At 68.8% G+C, this 22,270-nt stretch carries 22 protein-coding genes and 1 pseudogene; 12 read left to right on the top strand and 11 right to left on the bottom strand.

Going from position 1 to position 22,270, the window contains the following annotated elements; genetic code table 11:
- Positions 1-231 (bottom strand): transposase (locus H516_RS0117390; protein WP_026378969.1); only part of this gene is annotated, 231 nt, incomplete at its 3' end.
- A gap of 847 nt (positions 232-1,078) precedes the next feature.
- Here H516_RS0117390 and H516_RS21010 point away from each other — a divergent pair.
- Entirely contained in the window at positions 1,079-1,393 is a 315-nt protein-coding gene (locus H516_RS21010; RefSeq protein WP_157432312.1) for a hypothetical protein, read from the top strand.
- On the top strand, positions 1,366-1,692 hold the full coding sequence (locus H516_RS0117375) for a hypothetical protein (RefSeq protein WP_157432752.1): 327 nt from the start codon (positions 1,366-1,368) through the stop codon (positions 1,690-1,692). The genes H516_RS21010 and H516_RS0117375 overlap by 28 nt, the downstream gene beginning before the upstream one ends.
- 160 nt (positions 1,693-1,852) lie before the next feature.
- Here H516_RS0117375 and H516_RS22955 read toward each other — a convergent pair whose 3' ends face one another.
- Complete coding sequence (locus tag H516_RS22955) at positions 1,853-2,008, bottom strand: integrase core domain-containing protein (protein ID WP_084620769.1); 156 nt, start codon at positions 2,006-2,008, stop codon at positions 1,853-1,855.
- A gap of 36 nt (positions 2,009-2,044) precedes the next feature.
- On the opposite strand from H516_RS22955, the gene H516_RS20830 reads away from it, so the two are divergent.
- The 7 genes and pseudogenes from H516_RS20830 to H516_RS0117330 all read left to right on the top strand — a co-directional run bounded on the left by H516_RS20830 (position 2,045) and on the right by H516_RS0117330 (position 8,951).
- On the top strand, positions 2,045-2,944 hold the full coding sequence (locus H516_RS20830) for an IS256 family transposase (RefSeq protein WP_022890973.1): 900 nt from the start codon (positions 2,045-2,047) through the stop codon (positions 2,942-2,944).
- A pseudogene (locus H516_RS21005) lies at positions 2,922-4,107 on the top strand (IS3 family transposase). Before H516_RS20830 ends, H516_RS21005 begins: the two are co-directional and overlap by 23 nt.
- A gap of 219 nt (positions 4,108-4,326) precedes the next feature.
- The gene (locus H516_RS0117350) at positions 4,327-5,358 is read left to right on the top strand and encodes a 6-phosphofructokinase (protein WP_022890971.1); all 1,032 of its coding nucleotides are present in this window, start codon (positions 4,327-4,329) and stop codon (positions 5,356-5,358) included.
- Between the two features lie 3 nt (positions 5,359-5,361).
- Entirely contained in the window at positions 5,362-5,838 is a 477-nt protein-coding gene (locus tag H516_RS0117345) for an 8-oxo-dGTP diphosphatase (protein WP_022890970.1), read from the top strand.
- 57 nt (positions 5,839-5,895) lie between these two features.
- A complete protein-coding gene (locus H516_RS0117340) occupies positions 5,896-7,089 on the top strand; it encodes an inorganic phosphate transporter (RefSeq protein WP_022890969.1) in 1,194 nt (397 codons plus the stop codon).
- A complete protein-coding gene (locus tag H516_RS0117335; RefSeq protein ID WP_022890968.1) occupies positions 7,086-7,430 on the top strand; it encodes a hypothetical protein in 345 nt (114 codons plus the stop codon). Before H516_RS0117340 ends, H516_RS0117335 begins: the two co-directional genes overlap by 4 nt.
- 93 nt (positions 7,431-7,523) lie before the next feature.
- On the top strand, positions 7,524-8,951 hold the full coding sequence (locus H516_RS0117330) for an NCS2 family permease (protein WP_022890967.1): 1,428 nt from the start codon (positions 7,524-7,526) through the stop codon (positions 8,949-8,951).
- A 104-nt stretch (positions 8,952-9,055) separates the two neighbouring features.
- On the opposite strand, the gene H516_RS0117325 is transcribed toward H516_RS0117330, so the two are convergent.
- Positions 9,056-10,342, bottom strand: coding sequence for a uracil-xanthine permease family protein (locus tag H516_RS0117325; RefSeq protein WP_026378967.1), 1,287 nt, complete (start codon positions 10,340-10,342; stop codon positions 9,056-9,058).
- 150 nt (positions 10,343-10,492) lie between these two features.
- Between H516_RS0117325 and H516_RS0117320 the strand changes: the two genes are divergently transcribed.
- Positions 10,493-10,810: a hypothetical protein gene (locus H516_RS0117320; RefSeq protein WP_245561898.1), complete on the top strand. Its 318-nt coding sequence runs from the start codon at positions 10,493-10,495 to the stop codon at positions 10,808-10,810.
- 1 nt (position 10,811) lies between these two features.
- On the opposite strand, the gene H516_RS0117315 is transcribed toward H516_RS0117320, so the two are convergent.
- From H516_RS0117315 to H516_RS22575, 5 genes are read right to left on the bottom strand one after another with little or no spacing between them, the layout of a single operon-like run.
- Positions 10,812-11,561: a FadR/GntR family transcriptional regulator gene (locus tag H516_RS0117315; protein WP_022890965.1), complete on the bottom strand. Its 750-nt coding sequence runs from the start codon at positions 11,559-11,561 to the stop codon at positions 10,812-10,814.
- 9 nt (positions 11,562-11,570) lie between these two features.
- A complete protein-coding gene (locus tag H516_RS0117310) occupies positions 11,571-12,362 on the bottom strand; it encodes a 3-oxoacyl-ACP reductase (protein WP_022890964.1) in 792 nt (263 codons plus the stop codon).
- Positions 12,363-12,389: 27 nt separating this feature from the next.
- Positions 12,390-13,745, bottom strand: a complete 1,356-nt coding sequence (locus tag H516_RS0117305; RefSeq protein ID WP_022890963.1) for an aldehyde dehydrogenase family protein — start codon at positions 13,743-13,745, stop codon at positions 12,390-12,392.
- On the bottom strand, positions 13,742-14,578 hold the full coding sequence (locus H516_RS22580; RefSeq protein ID WP_022890962.1) for a gamma-glutamyl-gamma-aminobutyrate hydrolase family protein: 837 nt from the start codon (positions 14,576-14,578) through the stop codon (positions 13,742-13,744). Before H516_RS22580 ends, H516_RS0117305 begins: the two co-directional genes overlap by 4 nt.
- Entirely contained in the window at positions 14,559-15,926 is a 1,368-nt protein-coding gene (locus tag H516_RS22575; protein ID WP_022890961.1) for a glutamine synthetase family protein, read from the bottom strand. The genes H516_RS22580 and H516_RS22575 overlap by 20 nt, the downstream gene beginning before the upstream one ends.
- Before the next feature lie 223 nt (positions 15,927-16,149).
- On the opposite strand from H516_RS22575, the gene H516_RS0117290 reads away from it, so the two are divergent.
- Positions 16,150-17,712 (top strand): amino acid permease, encoded by a 1,563-nt coding sequence (locus tag H516_RS0117290; protein ID WP_022890960.1) that lies wholly within the window; start codon positions 16,150-16,152, stop codon positions 17,710-17,712.
- A 243-nt stretch (positions 17,713-17,955) separates the two neighbouring features.
- Complete coding sequence (locus H516_RS0117285; RefSeq protein ID WP_022890959.1) at positions 17,956-19,419, top strand: aspartate ammonia-lyase; 1,464 nt, start codon at positions 17,956-17,958, stop codon at positions 19,417-19,419.
- Positions 19,420-19,503: 84 nt separating this feature from the next.
- Here the strand turns inward: H516_RS0117285 and H516_RS0117280 are convergent, their stop codons facing one another.
- The 3 genes from H516_RS0117280 to H516_RS0117270 all read right to left on the bottom strand — a co-directional run bounded on the left by H516_RS0117280 (position 19,504) and on the right by H516_RS0117270 (position 22,214).
- Positions 19,504-20,379: a fumarylacetoacetate hydrolase family protein gene (locus H516_RS0117280; protein ID WP_026378962.1), complete on the bottom strand. Its 876-nt coding sequence runs from the start codon at positions 20,377-20,379 to the stop codon at positions 19,504-19,506.
- Between the two features lie 171 nt (positions 20,380-20,550).
- Positions 20,551-21,318, bottom strand: coding sequence for an SDR family NAD(P)-dependent oxidoreductase (locus H516_RS0117275; RefSeq protein WP_022890957.1), 768 nt, complete (start codon positions 21,316-21,318; stop codon positions 20,551-20,553).
- Between the two features lie 47 nt (positions 21,319-21,365).
- Positions 21,366-22,214: a fumarylacetoacetate hydrolase family protein gene (locus tag H516_RS0117270; protein ID WP_022890956.1), complete on the bottom strand. Its 849-nt coding sequence runs from the start codon at positions 22,212-22,214 to the stop codon at positions 21,366-21,368.
- Positions 22,215-22,270: the final 56 nt, after the last annotated feature.

Here is a 22,270-nt window from a genome sequence, read left to right as displayed (position 1 = left end):
GTTCTCGGCCTTGAGCCGCTTGATCTCGGCATGTTCTTCGCTGGTTTGGCCATCACGGTCACCGGCATCGATATCGGCCTGCAGCACCCACCGGCGCAGCGACTCCGCACCCACGCCTTCCTGGCGGGCGACGGCCGCGATCGCCTTCGCGTTCGACGGGTACTCCGCCCGGTGCTCGCGCACGAGCCTGACAGCCCGCTCACGCAGCGCGGGATCGATCTTCTTCGGCATGATGACATCCAATCAACTCAAAAGGATGCGGCATCAAACCTGGGACGGTTCAGGTGCTCGGCGGAGGCGGAGGGTATGTGAATCAAAGTTGTGTGAGCATTGCGGCGGATCGTCAAAGTAGGTTCGCTCACCTCTGTAGTACAAAGTGCGTAAGAACATGGGACGCCTTCTGGCCCTTCGCGGGGAGCGCGCTGGCCGCTGCACCGCAGGTGGCGGAAGCATGGGTAACTCGAAATCCCTCAGGAATGGACGCGGAAACGATGGCTTCCCTCTCATATGACGGCGCGGCCTTCCTCGACGCGGAGTGGGACTACTGGCAATCTCAATGGAAGCGATGAGTGAATTGCAGAATCAACGGAAACGCGGCCAGCGCAGCGCCCGAATCGACGGGGCTCTGACTCCATTACGGGCTGCAGGGCCACCACCGCCGAGCGTTGAGGCAGCAAGCGTACTCTGCTATGGTTCAGCCGTCGTTGCGGCCTTTCTCGCCTTCATCGCGCTTGCCGTGCTCCTGCCGAGGGACACCGATCCAAACATCGCCTTTGTTGACGCGTCGACTGGGGTGTATCTGTTGATACTCGCATGCGGGAGCGTCGCAGCGTCGGGGTACTTTGCACGCAGAGGGAGAGCTTGGCCACGCTGGGTTCTGACGATCGTCGCACTCACCGAGTTGTCGATCATCGGCCGAACACCACTTCTGTGGTTGGCGTTTTCAGGCGTCGTCGTGGCGGTGGTGCTCCTGTGGGGGCCGACTGCCCGTGCATTCTCGCGGTCGGTTCGCATGGTTGATGAATCGTGACCTTCCCCCTCATTACGGACAGAGCGCCCCTAGTACAAGCGGAAGATCGTGGCCGAGTACGACGCGGCACCGGTCGGTTCGAAGGGTGCGGTGCTGCGCCGGGACCGGTTGCATGACTCGCATGTGACCGAGTGGCGGGCCCAGATCGCGGAGAGGACGCTGGGGGCTTCGCGTCACGGGCCCCGCCCGTCCAGCCCGGCACGCTCGCCCGAGCAGGCAGAGATCGTGCAGCTGCGCAAGCAAGTCGCCGCGCTGGAGAAGACCGTCACCGACCGTGACGCTCAGCTCGCCCAGGCCCGGGATGCGCTGGACGTGCTGGGAAAGGGGTCGCGTTCTTGGAAGCTCTCGTCCAGGAACGCGTGACGACCAGGGAACGCTGGGTCGCCTGGCAGACCGAGGCCGTGACCGCGCTGACCGGCCTGATCGGGGTCGTCGCCGCGTGCACCCTGGTCGGGCTGTCCCGTGCGACGCACCACCGGATCGTGCACCCGGAACCGAGAGTCCATGGGCCGCGTGAGGCACCCCGCCCGCACCCGGCAGCGTTGAGCCCAGCCGAACGCGCCGAGGTGCTCGCGGTCCTGGACAGCGACCAGTACGCGAACGTGTCGGTCGCGCAGATCTACGCTCGCGAGCGGCAATCCCCTGAAACCGTAGAGACCTGATTTTGTCTGATCGGGCGTGCCGGTCCCCGTCCGTACGGGCGATCGGGTCGGCGCCCGGAGCCGGTGTCAGGGCTGGCCGGAGGCCACCCAGAGGGCTCGGCCTTGACGCCGGCGAGGACGCTGCCATCATCTTGGCGCCGGGATGGGGAACTGGGAATGGTCATGCGGCATTCACCTCCTCGACCGGCCGGGTCAGGGCCAGCTCGTACGCGATCGGAGAGATCATCCCGATCGATGAGTGGCGTCGGTCGTGGTTGTACTCCTCGATCCAGGCCGACACCGCTGCCCGCGCCTGGGCCTTGGTGGTCGCTCTGATGGGAAGCGGTTCGCTTCCGGAAGGGTGATTCCTGTGATGATGAAGACGAGTGAGATGGACGTGCCTGCGGTGCCGGCGGAGTTGAGCGAGAAGGTCGCTGAGCTGGTCGAGCAGGCTCAGTACGACGGTGTGCAGCTGACGGGTGAGGGCGGTATGTTGCCGGACCTGATCCGGCAGGCGGTCGAGGCTGCGTTGCAGGGTGAGCTGACCGCGCATCTGGGGTACGAGCGGTACGCGGCCGAGGGTCGCGGGTCGGGGAACTCGCGCAACGGGTCGACCTCGAAGACCGTGCAGACCGCTGCGGGCCCGGCCGAGGTGGCGGTGCCGCGGGACCGGGCCGGGACGTTCGAGCCGGTGACGGTGCCGAAGGGCACCCGCCGGTTCGCCGAGTTCGATGACATGGTCATCGGTCTCTACGCGAAGGGCCTGACGACCCGGGACATCGCCGAGTGGCTCGAGCAGACCTACGGGACGGACATCAGCCACGAGACCGTCGCGAACATCACTGACAGCGTCAACGACCTCGTCAAGGAATGGCGTTCCCGTCCGTTGGACGAGGTCTACCCGATCGTGTACATCGACGCGATCCGGATCCGGGTCCGTGACGGCGGTGCGGTGCGGATCAAGGCCTGCCACATCGCCGTGGGCGTGGACCTGGACGGTCGGAAACGGGTGCTGGGCATGTGGATCGAACAGACCGAGGGCGCCCGGTTCTGGGCCGGTGTGCTCACCGAGCTGCGTAACCGCGGTGTCCGCGACGTACTCATCGTGTGCTGCGCGGTCTTCAGGATCTCGTTCGCACGCGGCAGCCGGGCGACCTCGCGACGCAACGCAACGACCTCGTCATTGGGACTGCTGAAGGTTTGGTTGACTCCTGACCCGTATCCGGTGTGGTGCGGGAGGATGGAGCATCATGCCCAAGAAGTACACGGATGAGTTCAAGCGCGATGTCGTCGCGGTGGTCAGGCAGGGAGGGGCGACGCAGCGGCAGATCGCGAAGGACTTCGGGGTTTCGAAGACGGCAGTGTCGACCTGGATCCAGAAGGTTGAACTCGAGGAGCGGGGGCTGGTTTCTCGTGCACCTGACGGGGCCCTGTCGACCGGTGATGATGGGGCCGCGCTACGGGAAGCGCTCAAACGGATTCGTCTGCTCGAGCAGGAGGCCGAGGTGATGCGGCGTGCCGTCGCGTATCTCTCCCAGGCGACGCTCCCAAAATGATGTACCCGCTGGTCCGTGACCTTGCGATACGACCGCGCCCGTCCGGGTGCCGGTCGCGGTGACCTGCCGGGTGCTTGGCTTTTCGAAGCAGGGCTACTACGCGTGGTTGGCCGAGCCGGTCTCTGACCGGGACTGGGACGAAGCGCATCTGATCAACGCCGCCTATGACGCCCATCACGACGACCCGGCGTTCGGGTACCGGCTGATCAGCGGCGAACTCGCCGATCAGGGGTATGTGCTCAGTGAACGTTGGGTCTGGCGTCTCTGCTCGCAGCAGGGCCTGTGGAGCGTGTTCGCGAAGAAGAAGAGCAAGCGGCCCTGACCCGGGCCGCCCGTGCACGATGACCTCGTCGAGCGCCACTTCACCGCTGAACGCTCGAACGAGTTGTGGTTGACCGATATCGCCGAGCACAAGACCGCCGAGGGCAAGCTGTATCTCTGCGCGATCAAGGACGTGTACTCGAACCGAATCGTGGGCTACTCGATCGATTCGAGGATGAAGGCGCGGCTGGCCGTCGATGCGCTCAACATGGCCGTCGCCCACCGGGGCAACCCTCGTGGCGTGATCGTTCATTCCGATAGAGGGTCGCAATTCCGTGCCCGAAAATACGTGCGTGCGCTGCGCCGGCACAAGCTGCACGGATCGATGGGCAGAGTCGGGGCGTGCGGCGACAATGCGGCGATGGAATCGTTCTTCGCGCTGCTGCAGAAGAACGTCCTTGATCGGCAGAAATGGGCCACCCGAGAAGAGCTCCGGCTCGCGATGATCATCTGGATCGAACGGACCTACCACCGGCGGCGACGCCAGCGCAGGCTCGGAAAGCTCACACCCATCGAGTTCGAGACCATAATGAGAACCGAAGTCGCTCTCGCGGCATAAGGACACGAGTCAACTCAACCTTCAGCAGTCCCGTCCCGATTCACACAAAAGACTTGACGCCCCCCTTCTACCCTCGGACGTGATGCTTGCGCATTGTGGCGACCGCGCGATCTGCCAACGACCCTCACCAGAGTCGAGGTTCGCTAGACTTCCCGGAGTCGTGCCCCGAAGAAGCGGCTCCAGCGACGATTTCCCCACCTGCAAGGAGTCCAACGCGTCATGAAGATCGGAATGCTCACCTCTGGTGGCGACTGCCCCGGCCTCAACGCCGTCATCCGTGGTGCCGTCCTCCGAGGCGTCATCTCGCACGACACCGAGTTCGTCGGGTTCCGCAACGGCTGGCGCGGGGTCGTCGAAGAGGACATCGTCCCGATCGTGCGCCACGACGTGCGCGGTCTCGCCAAGCAGGGCGGCACGATCCTCGGCTCGAGCCGCACCAACCCGTTCGAGGGTGAGGGCGGCGGCCCCGAGAACATCCAGCGCATGCTCGACGCGCACGGCATCGACGCGATCATCGCGATCGGCGGCGAGGGCACGCTCACGGCCGCCCGTCGCCTCCACGACGAGGGCGGCATCAACGTCGTCGGCGTGCCGAAGACGATCGACAACGACCTCGCCGCCACCGACTACTCCTTCGGGTTCGACACGGCCGTCGAGATCGCGACCGAGGCCATCGACCGGCTCCGCACGACCGCCGACTCGCACGGCCGCTGCATGGTGCTCGAGGTCATGGGCCGCCACGTCGGCTGGATCGCCCTGCACTCCGGCATGGCCGGGGGAGCGCACGCGATCCTCATCCCCGAGCAGCCGCAGACGATCGAGCAGATCTGCGAGTGGGTCGAGTCGGTGCGCGACCGCGGCCGCGCACCCCTCGTCGTCGTCGCCGAGGGCTTCACCCTCGAGGGCATGAGCGAGGCCCATTCGCACAAGGGCCTCGACGCGTTCAACCGCCCGCGCCTCGGCGGCATCGCCGACATCCTCGCCCCCATGATCGAGGAGCGCACGGGCATCGAGTCGCGCGCGACCGTGCTCGGCCACATCCAGCGCGGCGGCGCGCCCTCGGCCTACGACCGGGTGCTCGCGACGCGCCTCGGCATGGCCGCGATCGACGCCGTCTACGACAATGCGTGGGGCTCGATGGTCACCCTCCGGGGCACCGACATCAAGACCGTCTCGATCGCGGAGGCCGTCGGCACCCTGAACCGGGTGCCGCAGTCGCGGTACGACGAGGCGCGCGTCCTCTTCGGCTGAGCCGTGTACCAGGTCTGCGTCTGCTACCTCCTGCGCGAACGCGACGGGATCACCGAGGTGCTCCTCGGGCGCAAGAAGCACGGCCTCGGCGAGGGGTACTTCGTCGGGCTCGGCGGCAAGCTCGAACCGGGTGAACGGGCGGTGGATGCCGCGGTGCGCGAGGTCTTCGAGGAGTCGGGCCTCGTCGTGGCCGAAGCCGACCTCGAGCCGCGCGGCCTCCTCAGCTACCACTTCCCGCACCGCGAGTCGTGGAGCCAGGAATCGAGTGTGTTCGTCACGCGGCGCTTCGAGGGCGACCCCGTGGCATCCGACGAGCTCGACCCGGAGTGGTTCGCCCTCGCCGACGTGCCCTACGACGAGATGTGGGACGACGCCAAGCGGTGGCTTCCGGGCGTGCTCGCGGGCGGCACCGTGCGTCGCACCTTCGTCTTCGGCGAGGATCTCGCCACGGTGGTGACGGAGCGCGCATCGGTCGCGTAGGATCGTCGGGGTTCCTGAAATCCAGGTGAACTCTTCCCTCTCGCAAGAAAGACGCCGGTGGATCTCACCCTCATCGTCGTGCTGGTCATCGCACTGGCGCTCTTCTTCGACTTCACGAACGGCTTCCACGACACGGCGAACGCGATGGCGACGCCCATCGCCACCGGCGCGCTGAAGCCGAAGACCGCAGTCACGCTGGCCGCCCTGCTGAACCTCGTCGGCGCCTTCCTCTCGACCGAGGTGGCGAAGACGATCTCCGGGGGCATCATCAAGGAGGGCGACGGCGGCGTGCTCATCACGCCCGAGCTGATCTTCGCCGGCCTCATCGGCGCGATCGTGTGGAACATGATCACGTGGCTGCTCGGCCTGCCCTCCTCCTCGAGCCACGCGCTGTTCGGCGGCCTCATCGGCGCGGCGCTCGTCGGCGCCTGGATCGCGGGCGCCGGCAACCCGATCGATTTCGCGGTCGTGACCTCGAAGGTCATCCTGCCGGCGCTCCTCGCTCCCGTCACTGCGGGCCTCATCGCGTATGCCGCGACGAAGCTCGCCTACGCGATCACGCGGCGCTACGACGGCAAGCCCGACGGCCGCGACGGCTTCCGCCATGCGCAGATCTTCTCATCGTCGCTCGTCGCGCTCGCGCACGGCACGAACGACGCGCAGAAGACGATGGGCGTCATCACGCTCACGCTCGTCGCCGCGGGCCTCCAGCCCGCGGGCAGCGACGTGTACTGGTGGGTCATCGTGACCTGCGCGGTCGCCATCGCGCTCGGCACCTATATGGGGGGCTGGCGCATCATCAAGACCCTCGGCACCGGCCTCACCGACGTCAAGCCCGCTCAGGGCTTCGCCGCCGAGACCGCGACCGCCGCGACGATCCTCGCGTCGAGCCACGTCGGCTTCGCGCTGTCGACGACGCAGGTCGCCTCGGGCTCGGTCATCGGCTCGGGTCTCGGCCGCCGCGGCTCGAAGGTCCGCTGGCGCACCGCCGGCCGCATCGGGGTCGGTTGGCTCCTCACGCTGCCCGCCGCGGGCGCCGTCGGCGCACTCGCCGCGCTCGTCGCGCACATGGGCGTCGGGGGCATCATCATCGACACGGTCGTCGGCGTCGGCGTGATCATCGGCATCTTCCTGTGGTCGCGCCGCAGCGAGGTCTCGCACCACAACGTGGTCAGCGAGGTCGCCGACTCCGGACGCGCGGTCAAGATCAAGCGCAACCCCAAGCCGAAGAAGAAGAAGGTGACGTCGTGATCGACTGGCTCGCATTCCTTCTCGTGTTCGTCTCGGCACTCATCGGCACCGCCGTCGTGGTCTCCGCCTACTCGCTGGGCATCCGCCTGCTGACCGCCTCGGGTCGCACCCCGATCGTCACGCCGGCCGAGTTCACCGATGCGATCACGATCGTCACGCCCGCCGAGATCAAGCAGGCAGAGAAGCGCGCGAAGAAGGCCGCCAAGAAGAGCCCGCTCACCGACGGCCAGAAGCGTGCCGCGCTCGTCGGCGCCTGGGCCTGCTTCGCCGTGAGCGGTGTGGCCGTGCTCGTCGGCATCTACCTGATCGTCGGCGATCACCTGATCGAGATCTTCAGCTGACCGCATCTCGCACGGGCATCACCCCCTCGACTCGATACTCGACAGACCTCCCGTCGGGCGCGCCTGCGCCCGTCCCTCATCGAAGGTTCCCGGATGACCACTGCAATCACGCCCCAGACCGACCCTGACGACCCGGCCGGCACGAAGCCCGTCGGCGCGCTCGACCGCTTCTTCGAGATCACCGAGCGCGGTTCGACCTACGCCACCGAGGTGCGCGGCGGCATCGTCACCTTCGTGACGATGGCCTACATCGTCATCCTCAACCCGATCATCCTGTCGACGCCCGATGTTGCAGGCGACACGCTGAACGCCGCCGCCGTCGCCGCGGCCACCGCGCTGACCGCCGGGGTCATGACGGTGCTCTTCGGTGTCGTCACCCGCCTGCCGTTCGCCTTCGCCGCCGGCCTCGGCATCAACGCGTTCCTCGCGTTCTCGGTCGTCGGCTCGGTCACCTGGTCCGAGGCGATGGCACTGGTGGTGATCAACGGCATCATCATCGTGCTCCTCGCCGCCACAGGCCTTCGGAAGATGATCTTCGACGCCGTGCCGGTGCAGCTGAAGCTCGCGATCACCGTCGGCATCGGTCTGTTCATCGCGTTCATCGGTTTCGTGAACGCCGGATTCGTCAGCGCCACCGGCAACCCGTCGCCCCCGGTCGACCTCGGCGTCGGCGGCTCGGTGGCCACGGCACCCACCGTGCTCTTCGTGATCACCCTCCTGGCCGGCGGCGTCCTCATCGCCCTGCGCGTGAAGGGCGCGATCCTCATCGCGCTCGTCGGCGGAACGGTGCTCGCCGCGGTCGCCAACCTCATCTGGCCGTTCGGTCTCGATTTCGGTTTCGCGGGCGGCATCATGAGCCTGCCCGACCTCAGCCTCATCGGCGCCGTCGACTTCACCTTCGACTTCTCCAAGGTCGGCGGACTGGCGCTCGTGATGATCGTCTTCACCCTCGTGTTCTCGAACTTCTTCGACGCCATGGGCACGATGACCGGTCTCGCCGAAGAGGCCGACCTCGCCGACGAGAAGGGCGACTTCCCGCGCATCAAGTCGGCGCTCGTCGTCGAGGGCGTCGGCGCGATCGTCGGCGGCGGCACCTCGTCGTCGTCGTCCACGGTGTTCGTCGAGTCGGGCGCCGGCATCGGCGAGGGCGCGCGCACGGGCTTCGCCACGGTCGTGACCGGCGCCCTGTTCCTGCTGGCGATGTTCTTCACGCCGCTCACCTCGCTCGTTACGGGGGCGATCGCCGCAGCCGCCCTCGTGCTCGTCGGTGCGATGATGCTCTCGCAGATCAAGAACATCGATTTCAGCGATTTCCGGGTCCTGCTGCCGGTGTTCCTCACCATCACGGTGATGCCGATGACCTACTCGATCGCGAACGGCATCGGTGCGGGCTTCGTGAGCTGGATCATCGTGAACGCCCTCTCCGGCAGGGCCAAGACCATCCACCCGCTCCTCTGGATCGTCGGCGCCGGGTTCGTGCTGTACTTCGCCCGCGGACCGATCGAGTCGCTCTTCGTCTGAGCGTCTGAGCGCCTGAGCGCCTGTGCGTCTGTGCGTCTGTGCGTCTGAGAAACAGGGATGCCCCGGGCTCAGCCCGGGGCATCCCTGTTCCTCGTGACGAGGCGTCAGCCGGTGCCGCGCACCCTCGCGATGCCGTTCATGAGGTGGTAGATCACGATCGCGGCGATCGTGCCGAGCGCGATGCCGTTGAACGACACCCCGCCGACCGCGAAGGTGAAGTCCGCGATGCCGATGATGAGGGCCGTCGCGGCGGTGAACTGGTTCACCGGCTTCGAGAAGTCGACCTTGTTGTCGAGCCAGATCTTGACGCCGATGATGCCGATGAGGCCGTAGAGCGCGGTGGTGACCCCGCCGAGCACGCCGGCGGGGATCGTGTTGATGACCTCGCCGAACTTGGGGGAGAGGCCGAGCAGCACCGCGACGATGCCGGCGACCCAGTACGCGGCCGTGGAGTAGACGCGCGTCGCGGCCATGACGCCGATGTTCTCGCCGTAGGTCGTCGTGCCCGACCCGCCGAACAGGCCGGCGACGGTCGTCGCGAGTCCGTCGGCGAACAGTGCGCGACCGGTCGACCTGTTGATCGAGGGGTCGGTCATCTGGGCGACGCCCTTGATGTGGCCGACGTTCTCGGCGATGAGCACGAGCACGACCGGCAGGAACGCGGGAAGATAGCCCCACACGGCCGAGTCGGCGAACGGGTTCGCCGCCAGATGGAAGGTCGGCAGGCCGATCCACGCGGCGTCCTCGATGCGTGCGAAGTCGATCTCGCCCTGGATCGCGGCGGCGAGGTACCCGATCGCGACGCCGACGAGGATCGACATGCGCCCGAGGATGCCGCGGAACGCGACGCTCGCGATGATCACGGCGGCGAGCGTGATGAGCGCGGTCAGCGGCGCGAGCATGAAGTTGCTCTTCGCGGCCGGGGCGAGGTTGAAGCCGATCAGGGCGACGATCGCGCCGGCGACGACGGGCGGCATGAGCGCATCGATCCAGCGGGTGCCGACCCACTGCACGAGGAGGCCGACGAGCGCGAGCAGCACGCCGACGACGACGATGCCGAAGAGCGCGGCGCCCATCGGGTCGGCGATGCCCTTCGCGCCCATCGCGGCGCTGATGGGGGCGATGAACGCGAACGAGGAGCCGAGGTAGCTCGGCACCCGGTTCTTCGTGATGAGCAGGAAGAGGATCGTGCCGAGGCCCGAGAAGAACAGCGTCGTCGCGGGCGGGAAACCAGTGAGGATCGGCACGAGGAAGGTCGCACCGAACATGGCGACCACGTGCTGGGCGCCGAGGCCGATCGTGCGGGGCCAGCTGAGGCGTTCGCCAGGGGCGACGACCTCGCCCGGTGCGACGTTCTTGCCGTCGCCGTGCAGGGTCCAGGGCAGAGTCATGCTGCTCCGTTCGGGGGAGTCGGGGGTGGGATCCATCAGATCGTACCCGGGGGATAGCCCCATGTCGCAGGCCGCGCCGCGACCGTAGCGTGGTCTCATACCCACCAACGAGTGCCCGCGAACGGGCACCCACGAACAGGAGAGCAGCCCATGACCACCGTCACCGACACCGCAGCCCAGGCGCCGTACGCGGAGCCGCACCCCGCCGCCGCACCGATCGCGGAGTCGCGGGGCTTCAGCATCGCGAGCCTCGTGCTCGGCCTCGTCTCGATCGTGGCGGGCTACAGCTTCGTCGTGCCGATCGTCGGCCTCGTGCTCGGCATCATGGCGCTCAAGCGCGAGTCGGCGGCTCGCACGATGGCGATCTGGGGCATCGTGCTCAACGCGGTCATCCTCGCCGGGGCGACGCTCGTCGCGATCGGGGCGGCGGCCTTCGGCCTCGTGATGCTGCCGTTCGCCTTCCTCTGAGCTAGGCGAAGAAGCCGCGCAGCAACGCCTCGGTGCCCTCGAGGTGCTCGGCCATCGCGGCGGCTGCGTCGTCGGGGCTTCCGCGAAGGATCGCCCCGACGATGGCACGGTGCTGCTCGTTCGAGTGCGCGATGTTCGGCGCGAGCAGTGGGATGCCGTCGAGGAGCTCGTTGACCCGCATGCGCACGTCCGCGACGAGCGGGATCACGCTCGGCGCGCCGAGCACCTCGGCGATGAGCAGATGCAGGCGGGAATCGGCCATTCGGTACTGCTCGCCGTCGGCCGCACGGCACTCCTCGTACGCCTGCCAGAGCCGCTCGCGGTCGTTGGCCGACAACCCGCTCTCCGCCGCACGGCGGGTCGCGCCGACCTCGATCACCGCACGGAGCGCGAGCGTGTCCTCCAGGTTCGCCGAGGCGACGAGCGGTTCGCCGGCCGACGTCGGGAGCGCGGTCGGCAGTTCGTCGCAGACGAAGGTGCCGCCGTAGCGTCCGCGGCGCGACACGACCCAGCCCGCTTCGGCGAGTGAGCCGATGGCCTCGCGCAGTGTGTCGCGGCTCACCTCGAGCATCGTCGCGAGTTCGCGCTCGGCGGGCAGTCGCTCGCCGGGACCCACGAGGCCGAGTCTGATCGATTGCAGCAGGCGCTGCACCGTCTCTTCGAACGCGTTCGCCGGTCGCGCGGGCGTGAACAGCAGGCTCGCCCGCAGCACCTCGGTCGGGGCCGCCTCGTCGCCCTCCGTCTCGTCCATCCTCCGAGCCTAGAGCGGTGTGACGTAGGCGGAGCTGATGCCGCCGTCGACGAGGAACGTCGAGCCGGTGATGAACGAGGCGTCGTCGCTCGCGAGGAACGCGACCGCGGCCGCGAGCTCCTCGGGCTCGGCGAAGCGACCGACGGGGATGTGCACGAGACGACGCTGCGCCCGTTCCGGGTCCTTCGCGAAGAGCTCCTGCAGCAGTGGCGTGTTCACCGGCCCGGGGCAGAGTGCGTTCACCCGAACCCCCTGCCTGGCGAACTGCACGCCGAGCTCACGGCTCATCGCGAGCACCCCGCCCTTCGAGGCGGTGTACGAGATCTGCGAGGTCGCCGAACCCAGCACCGCGACGAACGACGCCGTGTTGATGATCGATCCGCGCCCCTGCGCGACCATGTGCCGCAACGCCGCGCGCGAGCAGAGGTACACCGACCTCAGGTTGACGTCCTGCACCTTCTGCCAGGCCGGCAGCTCGGTCGTCTCGATCGAGTCGTCGTCGGGCGGTGAGATGCCCGCGTTGTTGAAGGCGATGTCGACCGAACCGTAGACCCGCGCCGCTTCGTCGAAGAGGTGGTTCACCGCCGCTTCGTCGGTGACGTCGACCTGCACGAAGCGGCCGCCGACGAGTTCGGCTGCGGCTGGGCCCGCCGTGGCATCCAGGTCGCCGATGACGACGGTCGCGCCCTCCGCGGCGAACCGCTTCGCGGTGGCGAGGCCGATGCCCGAGGCGCCGCCGGTGATGACGGCGACGCGGCCGGCGAGGCGCCGGGTGAGGTCGATGCGGGGGAGTTCTGACATTGCTGCTCCTGTGCCGATGTCGGGCCGTCAGTCGACGGCGATGAAGACGTTCTTGGTCTCGGTGAAGGCGAGGGGCGCGTCGGGGCCGAGCTCACGGCCGAGTCCCGACTGCTTGAAGCCGCCGAACGGCGTCGAGTAGCGCACCGAGGAGTGCGAGTTGACCGAGAGGTTTCCCGATTCGACGGCGCGGGCGACGCGGATGCCGCGACTGAGGTCGCGGGTCCAGATCGACCCCGAGAGGCCGTACTCGCTCGCGTTCGCGAAGCGGATCGCGTCGGCCTCGTCGTCGAAGGGGAACACCGAGACGACCGGGCCGAAGATCTCCTCTCGGGCCGCACGGGCGTCGCGTGCGGGTGTGAGCACCGTCGGCGGGAACCAGAATCCGGCGCCGTCGGGGGCGCTGCCGCGGAAGGCGACGTCGGCGTCGTCGGGCACGAATGAGCGAACCCGCTCGAGGTGCGCGGCGGCGACGAGTGGTCCCATCTCGGTCGACTCGTCGGCGGGATCGCCCACCCGGACGCCCTGAACCGCCGGTTCGAGGAGCTCCATGAAGCGCTCGTACACGCTGCGCTCGACGAGGATGCGGCTGCGGGCGCAGCAGTCCTGCCCGGCGTTCTCGAACACGCCGTAGGGCGCCGTCGCTGCGGCGCGTTCGAGGTCGGCGTCGGCGAAGACGAGGTTCGCGCTCTTGCCGCCGAGTTCGAGGGTCACCCGTTTCACCTGCTCGGCGCATCCCGCCATGATTCGCTTTCCGACCTCGGTCGAGCCGGTGAACACGACCTTGCGCACGGTCTCGTTCGTGACGAAGCGCTCGCCGACGACCGAGCCGCGACCCGGGATCACCTGGAAGAGCCCCTCGGGCAGTCCCGACTCGAGGCCGAGTTCGGCGAGGCGGAGGCTCGTGAGCGGGGTCCACTCGGCGGGCTTCAGCACGACCGCGTTGCCGGCGGCGAGAGCCGGGGCGAAGCCCCACGCGGCGATCGTCATCGGGAAGTTCCACGGCGTGATCACGCCCACGACGCCGAGCGGCTCCTGGAAGGTCACGTCGAGCCCGCCCGAGACCGGGATCTGCCGGCCGAAGAGACGCTCGGGCGCCGCCGAGTAGTACTCGAGCACGTCGCGCACATGCCCGGCCTCCCACCGCGCCTGCGAGACCGGATGCCCCGAGTTCCGCACCTCGAGCAGAGCCAGCTCTTCGACGGCGGCGTCGACGGCCGCAGCGAAGCGGCGCAGCGCCCGGGCGCGGTCGGCCGGTGCGAGCGCCGCCCAGCCGCGCTGCGCGCGCGCAGCGCGGGTGATCGCGAAGTCGGTCTCCTCGAGACTCGAGGCGGCCACGGTCGCGACGATCGATTCGTCGGCGGGGTTCACGATGGTGTGGGTCATGCCTCGGTCCTGTTCGTGCGGTGTCGGCGGGCGGCCTCGACGAGACCGGCGAACATGCGGCGGTCTGCCGCGTTCTCCTCGGGATGCCACTGCACTCCGATCCCGAACGGCACGCCCTCGAGCTCGACGGCCTCGATGACGCCGTCGCCGGTGCGCGCCGTGACGGTGAGGCCCGGCGCGAGCGCGTCGAGCGCCTGGTGGTGGTACACGTGCACCGGCAGCGCCCCGGCGGCGTCGCCGAGGGTCGCGGCGAGACGGGAGCCCGGTTCGACGGCGACGGTCACCTCGCCGAAGACCGCCGGCCCAGGTTGGTACGACTCGCTGCCGACGAGGTCGGGCAGGTGCTGCACGAGGGTGCCGCCGAGGGCGACGTTGAGCATCTGGGCGCCGCGGCAGATGCCGAGGAACGGCAGCTCGGCCTCGATCGCGGCGGTGAGCAGCGCGTCCTCCCAGTCGTCGCGGTCATGGCGCGGGGCACCCGTGCGGGGGTGCGGCGCCTGCCCGTATCGGGCGGGGTCGATGTCGGCACCGCCCGCGACGATGAGACCGTCGAGGGCGCGGAGTACGCGGCGGGCGATCTCGGGGGAGACGGGCTGCGGCGGCAGCAGCACCGCGATGCCGCCGGCGTCGGTGACGGCATCGAGATACACCTTCGGGAGGAACGAGGCCGGTACGTCCCAGACGCCCGTCTGCGCCTGCTCGAGGTAGGTGGTGATCCCGATCACCGGTGCGGATGCCGCGGCCGGCGTCGCCGCCGCGGCATCCGCACCGCCCCCCGTTCTCCCCCTGGTCTGCTCGGTGCGCGCGCCCTGTTCAGAGTCGTTCGAAGCCACGGACCCGCTCCCAATCGGTGACGGCGGCGTCGAACGCCGCGAGTTCGACCCTCGCGTTGTTGAGGTAGTGCGCGACGACCTCTTCGCCGAACGCCTCGAGCGCGACGGTCGATCCGGCGAACAGCTCGGCGGCGTCGCGGAGCGTCGCGGGGACGCGCTCGACGTCGCTCTCGTAGGCGTTGCCCGCGAACAGCTCGGCGGGTTCGAGTTCGTTCTCGATCCCGTGGAGCCCGGCGGCGATGAGCGCGGCGACGGCGAGGTACTGATTGACGTCGCCGCCCGGCACCCGGTTCTCGACGCGCATGCCGTGCCCGTGCCCGACGACGCGCAGCGCGCAGGTGCGGTTGTCGAGACCCCACGCGATCGCGGTGGGCGCGAAGCTGCCGGCGACGTAGCGCTTGTACGAATTGACGTTCGGGGCCGAGAAGAGCGTGAGCTCGCGCATCGCGGCGAGCTGGCCTGCGAGGAAGTGGCGGAACAGCTTCGACATGCCGTGCGGTTCGTCGGGGTCGGCGAACACGGCCTCGCCGCCGTCGCCGCGCAGGCTGATGTGGATGTGGCAGCTGTTGCCCTCGCGCTCGTCGAACTTCGCCATGAACGTGAGCGACTTGCCGTGCCGGTCGGCGATCTCCTTCGCCGCGTTCTTGTAGATCGAGTGGTTGTCGCAGGTGCCGAGGGCATCGGTGTAACGGAACGCGATCTCCTGTTGGCCGCGATTGCACTCGCCCTTCACGCCCTCGCAGTACATTCCCGCGCCGTCCATGGAATTGCGAATGTCTCGGAGGAGCGGCTCCATGCGGGTGGAGGCGAGCAGTGCGTAGTCGATGTTGTAGTCGCTCGCGGGGGTGAGGTCGCGGTAGCCCTTCTGCCACGCCGCCCGGTAGCCGTCGTCGAACACGATGAACTCGAGCTCGGTGCCGACGAAGGCGGTGAGGCCGCGCTCGGCGAGCCGCTCGAGCTGTCGCTGCAGGATGCGTCGGGGCGCGGCCTCGACCGGGGCGCCGTCGAGCCAGCGCAGATCGGCCGTGACGAGGGCGGTCGCGTCGAGCCAGGGCGCCGCGCGCAGAGTGTCGAAATCGGGCACGAGGACCATGTCGCCGTATCCGCGTTCCCAGCTCGACATCGCATAGCCGTCGACCGTGTTCATCTCGACGTCGACCGCGAGGAGGTAGTTGCACGCCTCGGCGCCGTGCTCGGCGACGTCCTCGAGGAAGAGCCGCGCCGAGACGCGCTTGCCGACGAGTCGGCCCTGCATGTCGGTGAATGCGACGATCACGGTGTCGACGGCGCCGTCGGCGATCGCTCCGCGCAGTTCGTCGAGGCTCAGGTATCCGGTCGGGGTCGTCATCCGTGGCTCCGCATCGAGTCGGTGAATGGTCGCTTGCGCCGACCATTACATCACATCCGACGATGACACGAGCTGCCCGAAATGGGAATTTTCGGTGCGTTCCAGTGAAGATCGCTCGAAAAAGGTCTGTACGAGCGACCATTGGAAGTCGTAGAGTCCTCACCAACGCATCGCATCCCGCGCCCGCCCCCTGCGTGCGCGATGAGAGCAAGGGAGCCCTGTGATGGCGAAAGACACCCTGAAGGTCTCGGGCGTGAGGTACACGACCGCCGAGTCGGGATACTTCGAGAAACGCAGGCTCACGCGCACCGCCGGCGTCTGGGGGCTGTGGGGCCTCGCCGTCGCGGCCGTCATCTCGGGCGACTTCTCGGGGTGGAACTTCGGCATCGACTTCGCCGGGTTCGGCGGCATGCTCATCGCCTTCGCGGTGCTCGTCGTCATGTACTACGGCCTCATCTTCTCGATCGGCGAGATGAGCTCGGCGATGCCGCACACCGGCGGCGCCTACTCGTTCTCGCGGGCCGCCATGGGGCCGTGGGGCGGATTCGTGACCGGGCTCGCCGAGACGATCGAATACGTCGCGACGACCGCGGTCATCGTCTTCTTCTCGGGCTCGTACGCCGACGCCATCACGAGCGAACTGCTCGGCTTCTCGATGCCGCAATGGCTGTGGTGGGTAATCCTCTATGTCGTCTTCATCGGCATCAACTCGGCCGGTGCGAGCATCTCGTTCAAGTTCGCGATCGTCGTCTCCATCATCTCGATCGCGATCCTGCTCGTGTTCAGCGCGATGGCGATCTTCTCCGGCCAGTTCTCGTGGGACAAGCTGTTCGACATCGCGCCCGACGCCGGGCAGACCTCGTTCCTGCCGCACGGGGTGCTGCCGATCCTCTTCGCCCTGCCCTTCGCGATGTGGTTCTTCCTCGGCATCGAAGAGCTGCCCCTCGCGGCGGAGGAGTCGAAGGATCCGGTTCGCGACATCCCGAAGGCCGGCCTGATCGCCCGCGCGACCCTCATCGTGACCGGGCTGCTCGTGCTGTTCCTCAACACCGGTGTCGTCGGCGCGGAGGCCACGGGCACCGCGGGGGAGCCGTTGCTCGACGGATTCCGGGCCATCGTCGGCGACGAACTCGCCGCGGTACTCGCCCTGTTCGCGCTCATCGGTCTGCTCGCCTCGCTCCAGGGCATCATGTTCGCCTACGGGCGCAACATGTACTCGCTGTCGCGGGCCGGCTACTATCCGAAGTTCCTCTCGCTCACCGGAAAACGGCAGACGCCGTGGGTCGCGCTCGTCGCGGGCGCGATCATCGGCTTCGTGGCACTCATCGTGCTCGACGTGCTGGCCCAGGTCGACGCCGAGGGCGCGGGCGCGGTCGCCGGCGCGATCGTGCTGAACATCGCGGTGTGGGGTGCCGTGCTCGCCTACCTGCTTCAGATGGTCGCCTTCGTGATCCTCCGCCGCAAGTACCCGGATGCGAAGCGCCCGTACCGCAGCCCGTGGGGTGTGCCCGGCGCCGTGGTGGCTGCGGTGATCGCCGCGCTCATCTTCCTCGGCTTCCTCCTGAACCCGACGTTCGTGCCGGCGATCATCGCGATCTTCGTGGTCTACGCGGTGATGCTCGCGAGCTTCGCGCTCTGGGGCCGTCACCGGCTCATCCTGTCGCCCGAGGAGGAGTACGCCGTCTCCGGCGGACTCCACGGCGACCCGCAGGCGGAGGGCTACGGCGGCGCCGTCGAGAGCGAACTGCTCGCGGCCGATGGGGTCGACGAGGGGGGTCGCGTCTGACCCCGAGAGAACCGGGCGGCGGCGGGCGTGGGGGCGCCCGTCGCCGTTCCGTCTGTTCGTGCGGGGCGTCTCGATCGGGCGCGCGAACCGGACGCCTCGGTCGCGCCCGTGCACGTTCCGCCCGGATCCCGGACGATAGGCTCGAGGGGACGACCGCGCGGCGATCCCGTGCGAATGAGGCGATGGGGCCGGTTCCGGCGCGTCCGCACGATGACGCGCCGCACGGCTCCGTGGAGGAACGACATGCAGGAGCCCGAGACCATCCCGGCGACCCGGACCGAGACCGATTCCCTCGGGTCGGTCGAGGTGCCGGGCGATGCCTATTGGGGTGTCCACACGAAGCGGGCGCTCGAGAACTTCCCGATCTCCAAGCGCCCCATCTCGGTCTACCCCGAGCTCGTCGTCGCCCTCGCCTCGGTGAAGCAGGCCGCGGCGCGGGCGAACCGCGATGTCGGGGTGCTCGCCCCGCAGAAGGCGGCGTGGATCGACGAGGCCTGCCAGCGCATCATCGACGGGGAGCTCCACGACCAGTTCGTGGTCGGCGTCATCCAGGGCGGCGCGGGCACCTCGACGAACATGAACGCGAACGAGGTCATCGCGAACCTCTCGCTCGAGATCGCCGGGTTCCCGAAGGGCCGCTACGACCTGATCCACCCGATCGACGACGTGAACCGCAGCCAGTCGACGAACGACACCTACCCGACCGCGGTGAAGATCGCGATGGCGTTCTCGCTGCGCACGATGCTCACCGAGCTCGACCAACTGCGCATCGCGTTCAGCCGTAAGGGCCGCGAGTTCCACGAGGTGCTGAAGGTCGGCCGCACCCAGCTTCAGGACGCCGTGCCGATGACGCTCGGGCAGGAGTTCCACGGCTACGCGACGACGCTCGGCGAGGACATCGACCGGCTGCGCGAGACGATCAAGCTGCTCGGCGAGGTCAACCTCGGTGCGACCGCGATCGGCACCGGCATCACCGCCGACCCGGGCTACGCGGCATCCGTCGTCGAGCACCTGAGCGCGATCACCGGACTTCACCTCGAGACCGCTCCCGACCTCATCGAGGCGACGAGCGACACCGGCGTGTTCATGACCTTCTCGAGTGCGCTCAAGCGCAGCGCGATCAAGCTCTCGAAGATCTGCAACGACCTTCGACTGCTCTCCTCCGGACCGCAGGCGGGCTTCGGCGAGATCAACCTGCCGCCGAGGCAGGCGGGCTCGTCGATCATGCCGGGCAAGGTGAATCCCGTCATCCCCGAGGCCGTCAGCCAGGTCGCCTACGCGGTCGCCGGCGCCGACGTCACCGTCATGATGGCGGCCGAGAGCGGTCAGCTCCAGCTCAACGCCTTCGAGCCGGTGATCGCGCACTCGCTGCTGCAGTCGATCGCCTGGATGCGCCAGGCCTGCTGGACCCTCCGGGTCAACTGCGTCGACGGCATCACCGCGAACACCGAACGACTCGAGCAGATGGTCGCGTCGAGCGTCGGCGTGATCACCGCACTCATCCCGTTCATCGGCTACACCGAGGCGGCGAAACTCGCGAAGCTCGCCCTCGCGACGGGCCGACCCGTCGCCGACCTCGTCGTCGAGGCCGGGCTGATGAGCCGTGACGACGTGATCGCGCAATTGCTGCCGTCGAAGCTCTCGGGCATCCGGCCGATCACGACGGTCATTCCGGTGCAGCAGCTGCGCTCGGAACCGCACGAGTGAGCCGGATGCCTCGGGGGCGCGTCGATCGTGCGCCGGGCCCGAGGCGTCCGCCCGCGGCCGGATCGGGTGGGCGGCTCGACCCGGTCAGATGACGCGGCAGTGCGTCGTGAGCGACCCGATGCCGCCGATCGACACCGTCACGGTCGAGCCGTCTTGCAGGAACACCTGCGGGTTGCGCGAGTAGCCCGCGCCGCCCGGGCTGCCGGTCGAGATGAGCGTGCCGGGCGGAATGGTCGCCGAGCGCGAGAGGTACGCGATGATCTCCGCGACGCTGCGCACCATGTCGCCCGTCGATGCATCCTGCAGGATCCGGCCGTCGAGGTTCGTGGTGAGCCAGAGGTCCTGCGGGTCGGCGACCTCGTCGGCCGTGACGACCACGGGGCCCGTGGGGGTGAAGCCGTCGAACGACTTGCAGCGCGACCACTGGGCCTCGGAGAACTGGATGTCCCGGGCGGTGATGTCGTTGACGACCGTGTAGCCCCAGACGTAGTCGAGCGCGTCGCGCTCGTGCACGCCGCGGGCCGGACGGCCGATGATCACGCCGAGCTCCGCCTCGTAGTCGACCTGGTGCGTCAGGTCTTCGGGCCAGGTGGTCGTCGCGCCGTGCGAGCCGAGCGAGTTCGGCCAGAGCGAGAAGATCGTCGGCGCCGTCTCGTGCCGGAGCTTCAGCTCCTGCGAGTGGGCGGCGTAGTTCGCGCCGATCGCGAGGATGTGCGGCGGGCGCAGCACGGCCGAGGCGTGTCGCAGCTCGCTCACCGGCGTGAGTTCCGCGCCGGCCTCGAGGGCCGCATCGACGGCGGTGCGCACTTCGGCGAGGCCTTCGGGGCCGCGTTCGATGAGGTCCTGCAGGTCACGGGGGGAGCGCTCGAGCACCTCGTCGAGGAAGAGTGCCGCGTCCGCGATCATCACCGCGAGCCGGGGGGTCGATTGGCCTTCGGCTCTCAGATGCGCGAACTTCACCTGTTCACGCTATCGCGCCGAACGCCCTGATCGCTTGTCGAGATGTACAAGTCGGCGGGGTCGACCTTCCACGATGGCGACAGTCGAATTCCAGGATGCGAAAGGATCTCGCCTCCAGGAGCTCGTCCGGAGCCCGTTCCCGGGTGGGAGGGCGGGCCGTCGGCCCGACCGTCAGGCCGGACGCAGGCGCAGCTGCTGCATGCCGCCGTCGACGGCGAGCTCGACTCCGGTCGTCGAACCCGAGGCGGGGCTCGCGAGGTAGGCGACGGCTCCGGCGACTTCGTCGGCGGCGACCAGCCGGCCGTGCGGCTGGCGGGCCTCGAGGGCGGCGCGCTCGGCCGCGGGGTCGGGCGCCTGCTCGAGCAGTCGGCCGATCCACGGGGTGTCGGCCGTCCCCGGGTTCACCGCGTTCACGCGGATGCCCTCACGCAGGTGGTCGGCGGCCATGGCGCGCGTCAGCGCCGAGACCGCGCCCTTGCTCGCGCTGTAGAGCGCCCGTTCGGGAAGGCCCGCGGTCGCCGCGATCGACGAGGTGTTGACGATCGCCGCCGCGGGTGAACGGCGCAGATGCGGCAGGGCGGCACGGGCGACCCGCATCATGCCGAGCACGTTGATGTCGAGCACCCGGTGCCATTCGTCGTCGGTATTCGACTCGATCGTGCCCTGCGCGCCGATGCCGGCGTTGTTCACGACGATGTCGAGGCGGCCGAGTTCGGCGACGACGCGCTCGACCCCGGCACGCACGCTGTCGCCGTCGGCGACGTCGACGGCGACCGCGAGGTCGGCCTCGGCGTTCTCCGGGCGCAAGTCGAAGACCGCGACCCGGGCGCCGCCGCGGCGCAGACGCGACGTGATGGCGGCGCCGATGCCCGACGCGCCACCGGTGACGACGGCGACGAGGCCGTCGAACTCGTCGGGGCCGATCGGTTGCTGGCTCATGTTCGCTCCTTGGAGGTGTCTGGTGTGGGGTGCGTGCGTGCGCCGTGTCAGCCGGCGATGCAGCGCTGGCGCTGGCGGCCGAGCCCGTCGATCTCGATCTCGACGACATCGCCTGCACCGAGGTACGGGAACCGCCCCGAGAGGGCGACGCCCTCGGGCGTACCCGTGAGCACGAGGTCGCCGGGCTCGAGCGCGAGGAACTGGCTCAATTGCCACACGATGGTGTCGATTCCGAAGATGAGGTCGGCGGTGCGCGAATCCTGTCGGGGCTCGCCGTTCACGAAGCTCCGCAGCCGCACGTCGTCGGCGTCGAGCTCATCGGGTGTCGCGAGCCAGGGGCCGGTGGGGCAGAACCCCGGAGCGCTCTTGCCCTTCGACCATTGGCCACCCGAGACGGCGAGCTGCCAGTCGCGCTCCGAGAGGTCGTTGGCGGTGACGAAGCCGGCGATGTGCGCACGGGCATCGGCGGGGGAGTCGAGCATGCTCGCGCGAGCGCCGATCACGATGCCGAGTTCGACCTCCCAGTCGGTCTTGGTGCTGCCGCGGGGGATCGCGACGTCGTCGTTCGGCCCGACGACCGTGTTCGGCGACTTCATGAACATCACCAGGTGCTCGGGCGGTGCCGAGCCCGACTCGGCCGCGTGCGCGGCGTAGTTCATGCCGATGCAGTAGACGGCTCCGGGGCGAGCGACGGGAGCGCCGATCCGCAGGTCGGCGGCGCCGCCGAGCTCGGGCAGTGCGCCCGACGCGAGCGCGGCCGCGGCGCGACCCGGGCCGTCCCCTGCGAGGAAGCCGCCGTCGAGGTCGGCGGTGATCGGGCGCAGGTCGAGCACGCGCTCGCCGTCGAGCAGCACGGGGATCTCGGAGCCGACGTCGCCGAGCCTGGCGAATCTCATTCTGGTGGTCCTTCCGGTCGCGGGCCGCACGAACATCTGAAGTATGCACGGGCCGG

The organism is Agromyces italicus DSM 16388 (assembly GCF_000421545.1).
Taxonomy (GTDB): Bacteria; Actinomycetota; Actinomycetes; order Actinomycetales; family Microbacteriaceae; genus Agromyces; species Agromyces italicus.
Note: the sequence above shows the minus strand (reverse complement) of the source record. Positions and strands in the feature narration are given on the sequence as shown.

Bases quoted from the DNA above. Each gene is read 5' to 3' on its own strand.
- H516_RS20830 (WP_022890973.1), top strand. From the start codon at position 2,045: ATGATGAAGACGAGTGAGATGGACGTGCCTGCGGTGCCGGCGGAGTTG.
- H516_RS0117350 (WP_022890971.1), top strand. From the start codon at position 4,327: ATGAAGATCGGAATGCTCACCTCTGGTGGCGACTGCCCCGGCCTCAAC.
- H516_RS0117330 (WP_022890967.1), top strand. From the start codon at position 7,524: ATGACCACTGCAATCACGCCCCAGACCGACCCTGACGACCCGGCCGGC.
- H516_RS0117325 (WP_026378967.1), bottom strand. From the start codon at position 10,342: ATGACTCTGCCCTGGACCCTGCACGGCGACGGCAAGAACGTCGCACCG.
- H516_RS0117320 (WP_245561898.1), top strand. From the start codon at position 10,493: ATGACCACCGTCACCGACACCGCAGCCCAGGCGCCGTACGCGGAGCCG.
- H516_RS0117315 (WP_022890965.1), bottom strand. From the start codon at position 11,561: ATGGACGAGACGGAGGGCGACGAGGCGGCCCCGACCGAGGTGCTGCGG.
- H516_RS0117310 (WP_022890964.1), bottom strand. From the start codon at position 12,362: ATGTCAGAACTCCCCCGCATCGACCTCACCCGGCGCCTCGCCGGCCGC.
- H516_RS0117305 (WP_022890963.1), bottom strand. From the start codon at position 13,745: ATGACCCACACCATCGTGAACCCCGCCGACGAATCGATCGTCGCGACC.
- H516_RS22575 (WP_022890961.1), bottom strand. From the start codon at position 15,926: ATGACGACCCCGACCGGATACCTGAGCCTCGACGAACTGCGCGGAGCG.
- H516_RS0117290 (WP_022890960.1), top strand. From the start codon at position 16,150: ATGGCGAAAGACACCCTGAAGGTCTCGGGCGTGAGGTACACGACCGCC.
- H516_RS0117285 (WP_022890959.1), top strand. From the start codon at position 17,956: ATGCAGGAGCCCGAGACCATCCCGGCGACCCGGACCGAGACCGATTCC.
- H516_RS0117275 (WP_022890957.1), bottom strand. From the start codon at position 21,318: ATGAGCCAGCAACCGATCGGCCCCGACGAGTTCGACGGCCTCGTCGCC.
- H516_RS0117270 (WP_022890956.1), bottom strand. From the start codon at position 22,214: ATGAGATTCGCCAGGCTCGGCGACGTCGGCTCCGAGATCCCCGTGCTG.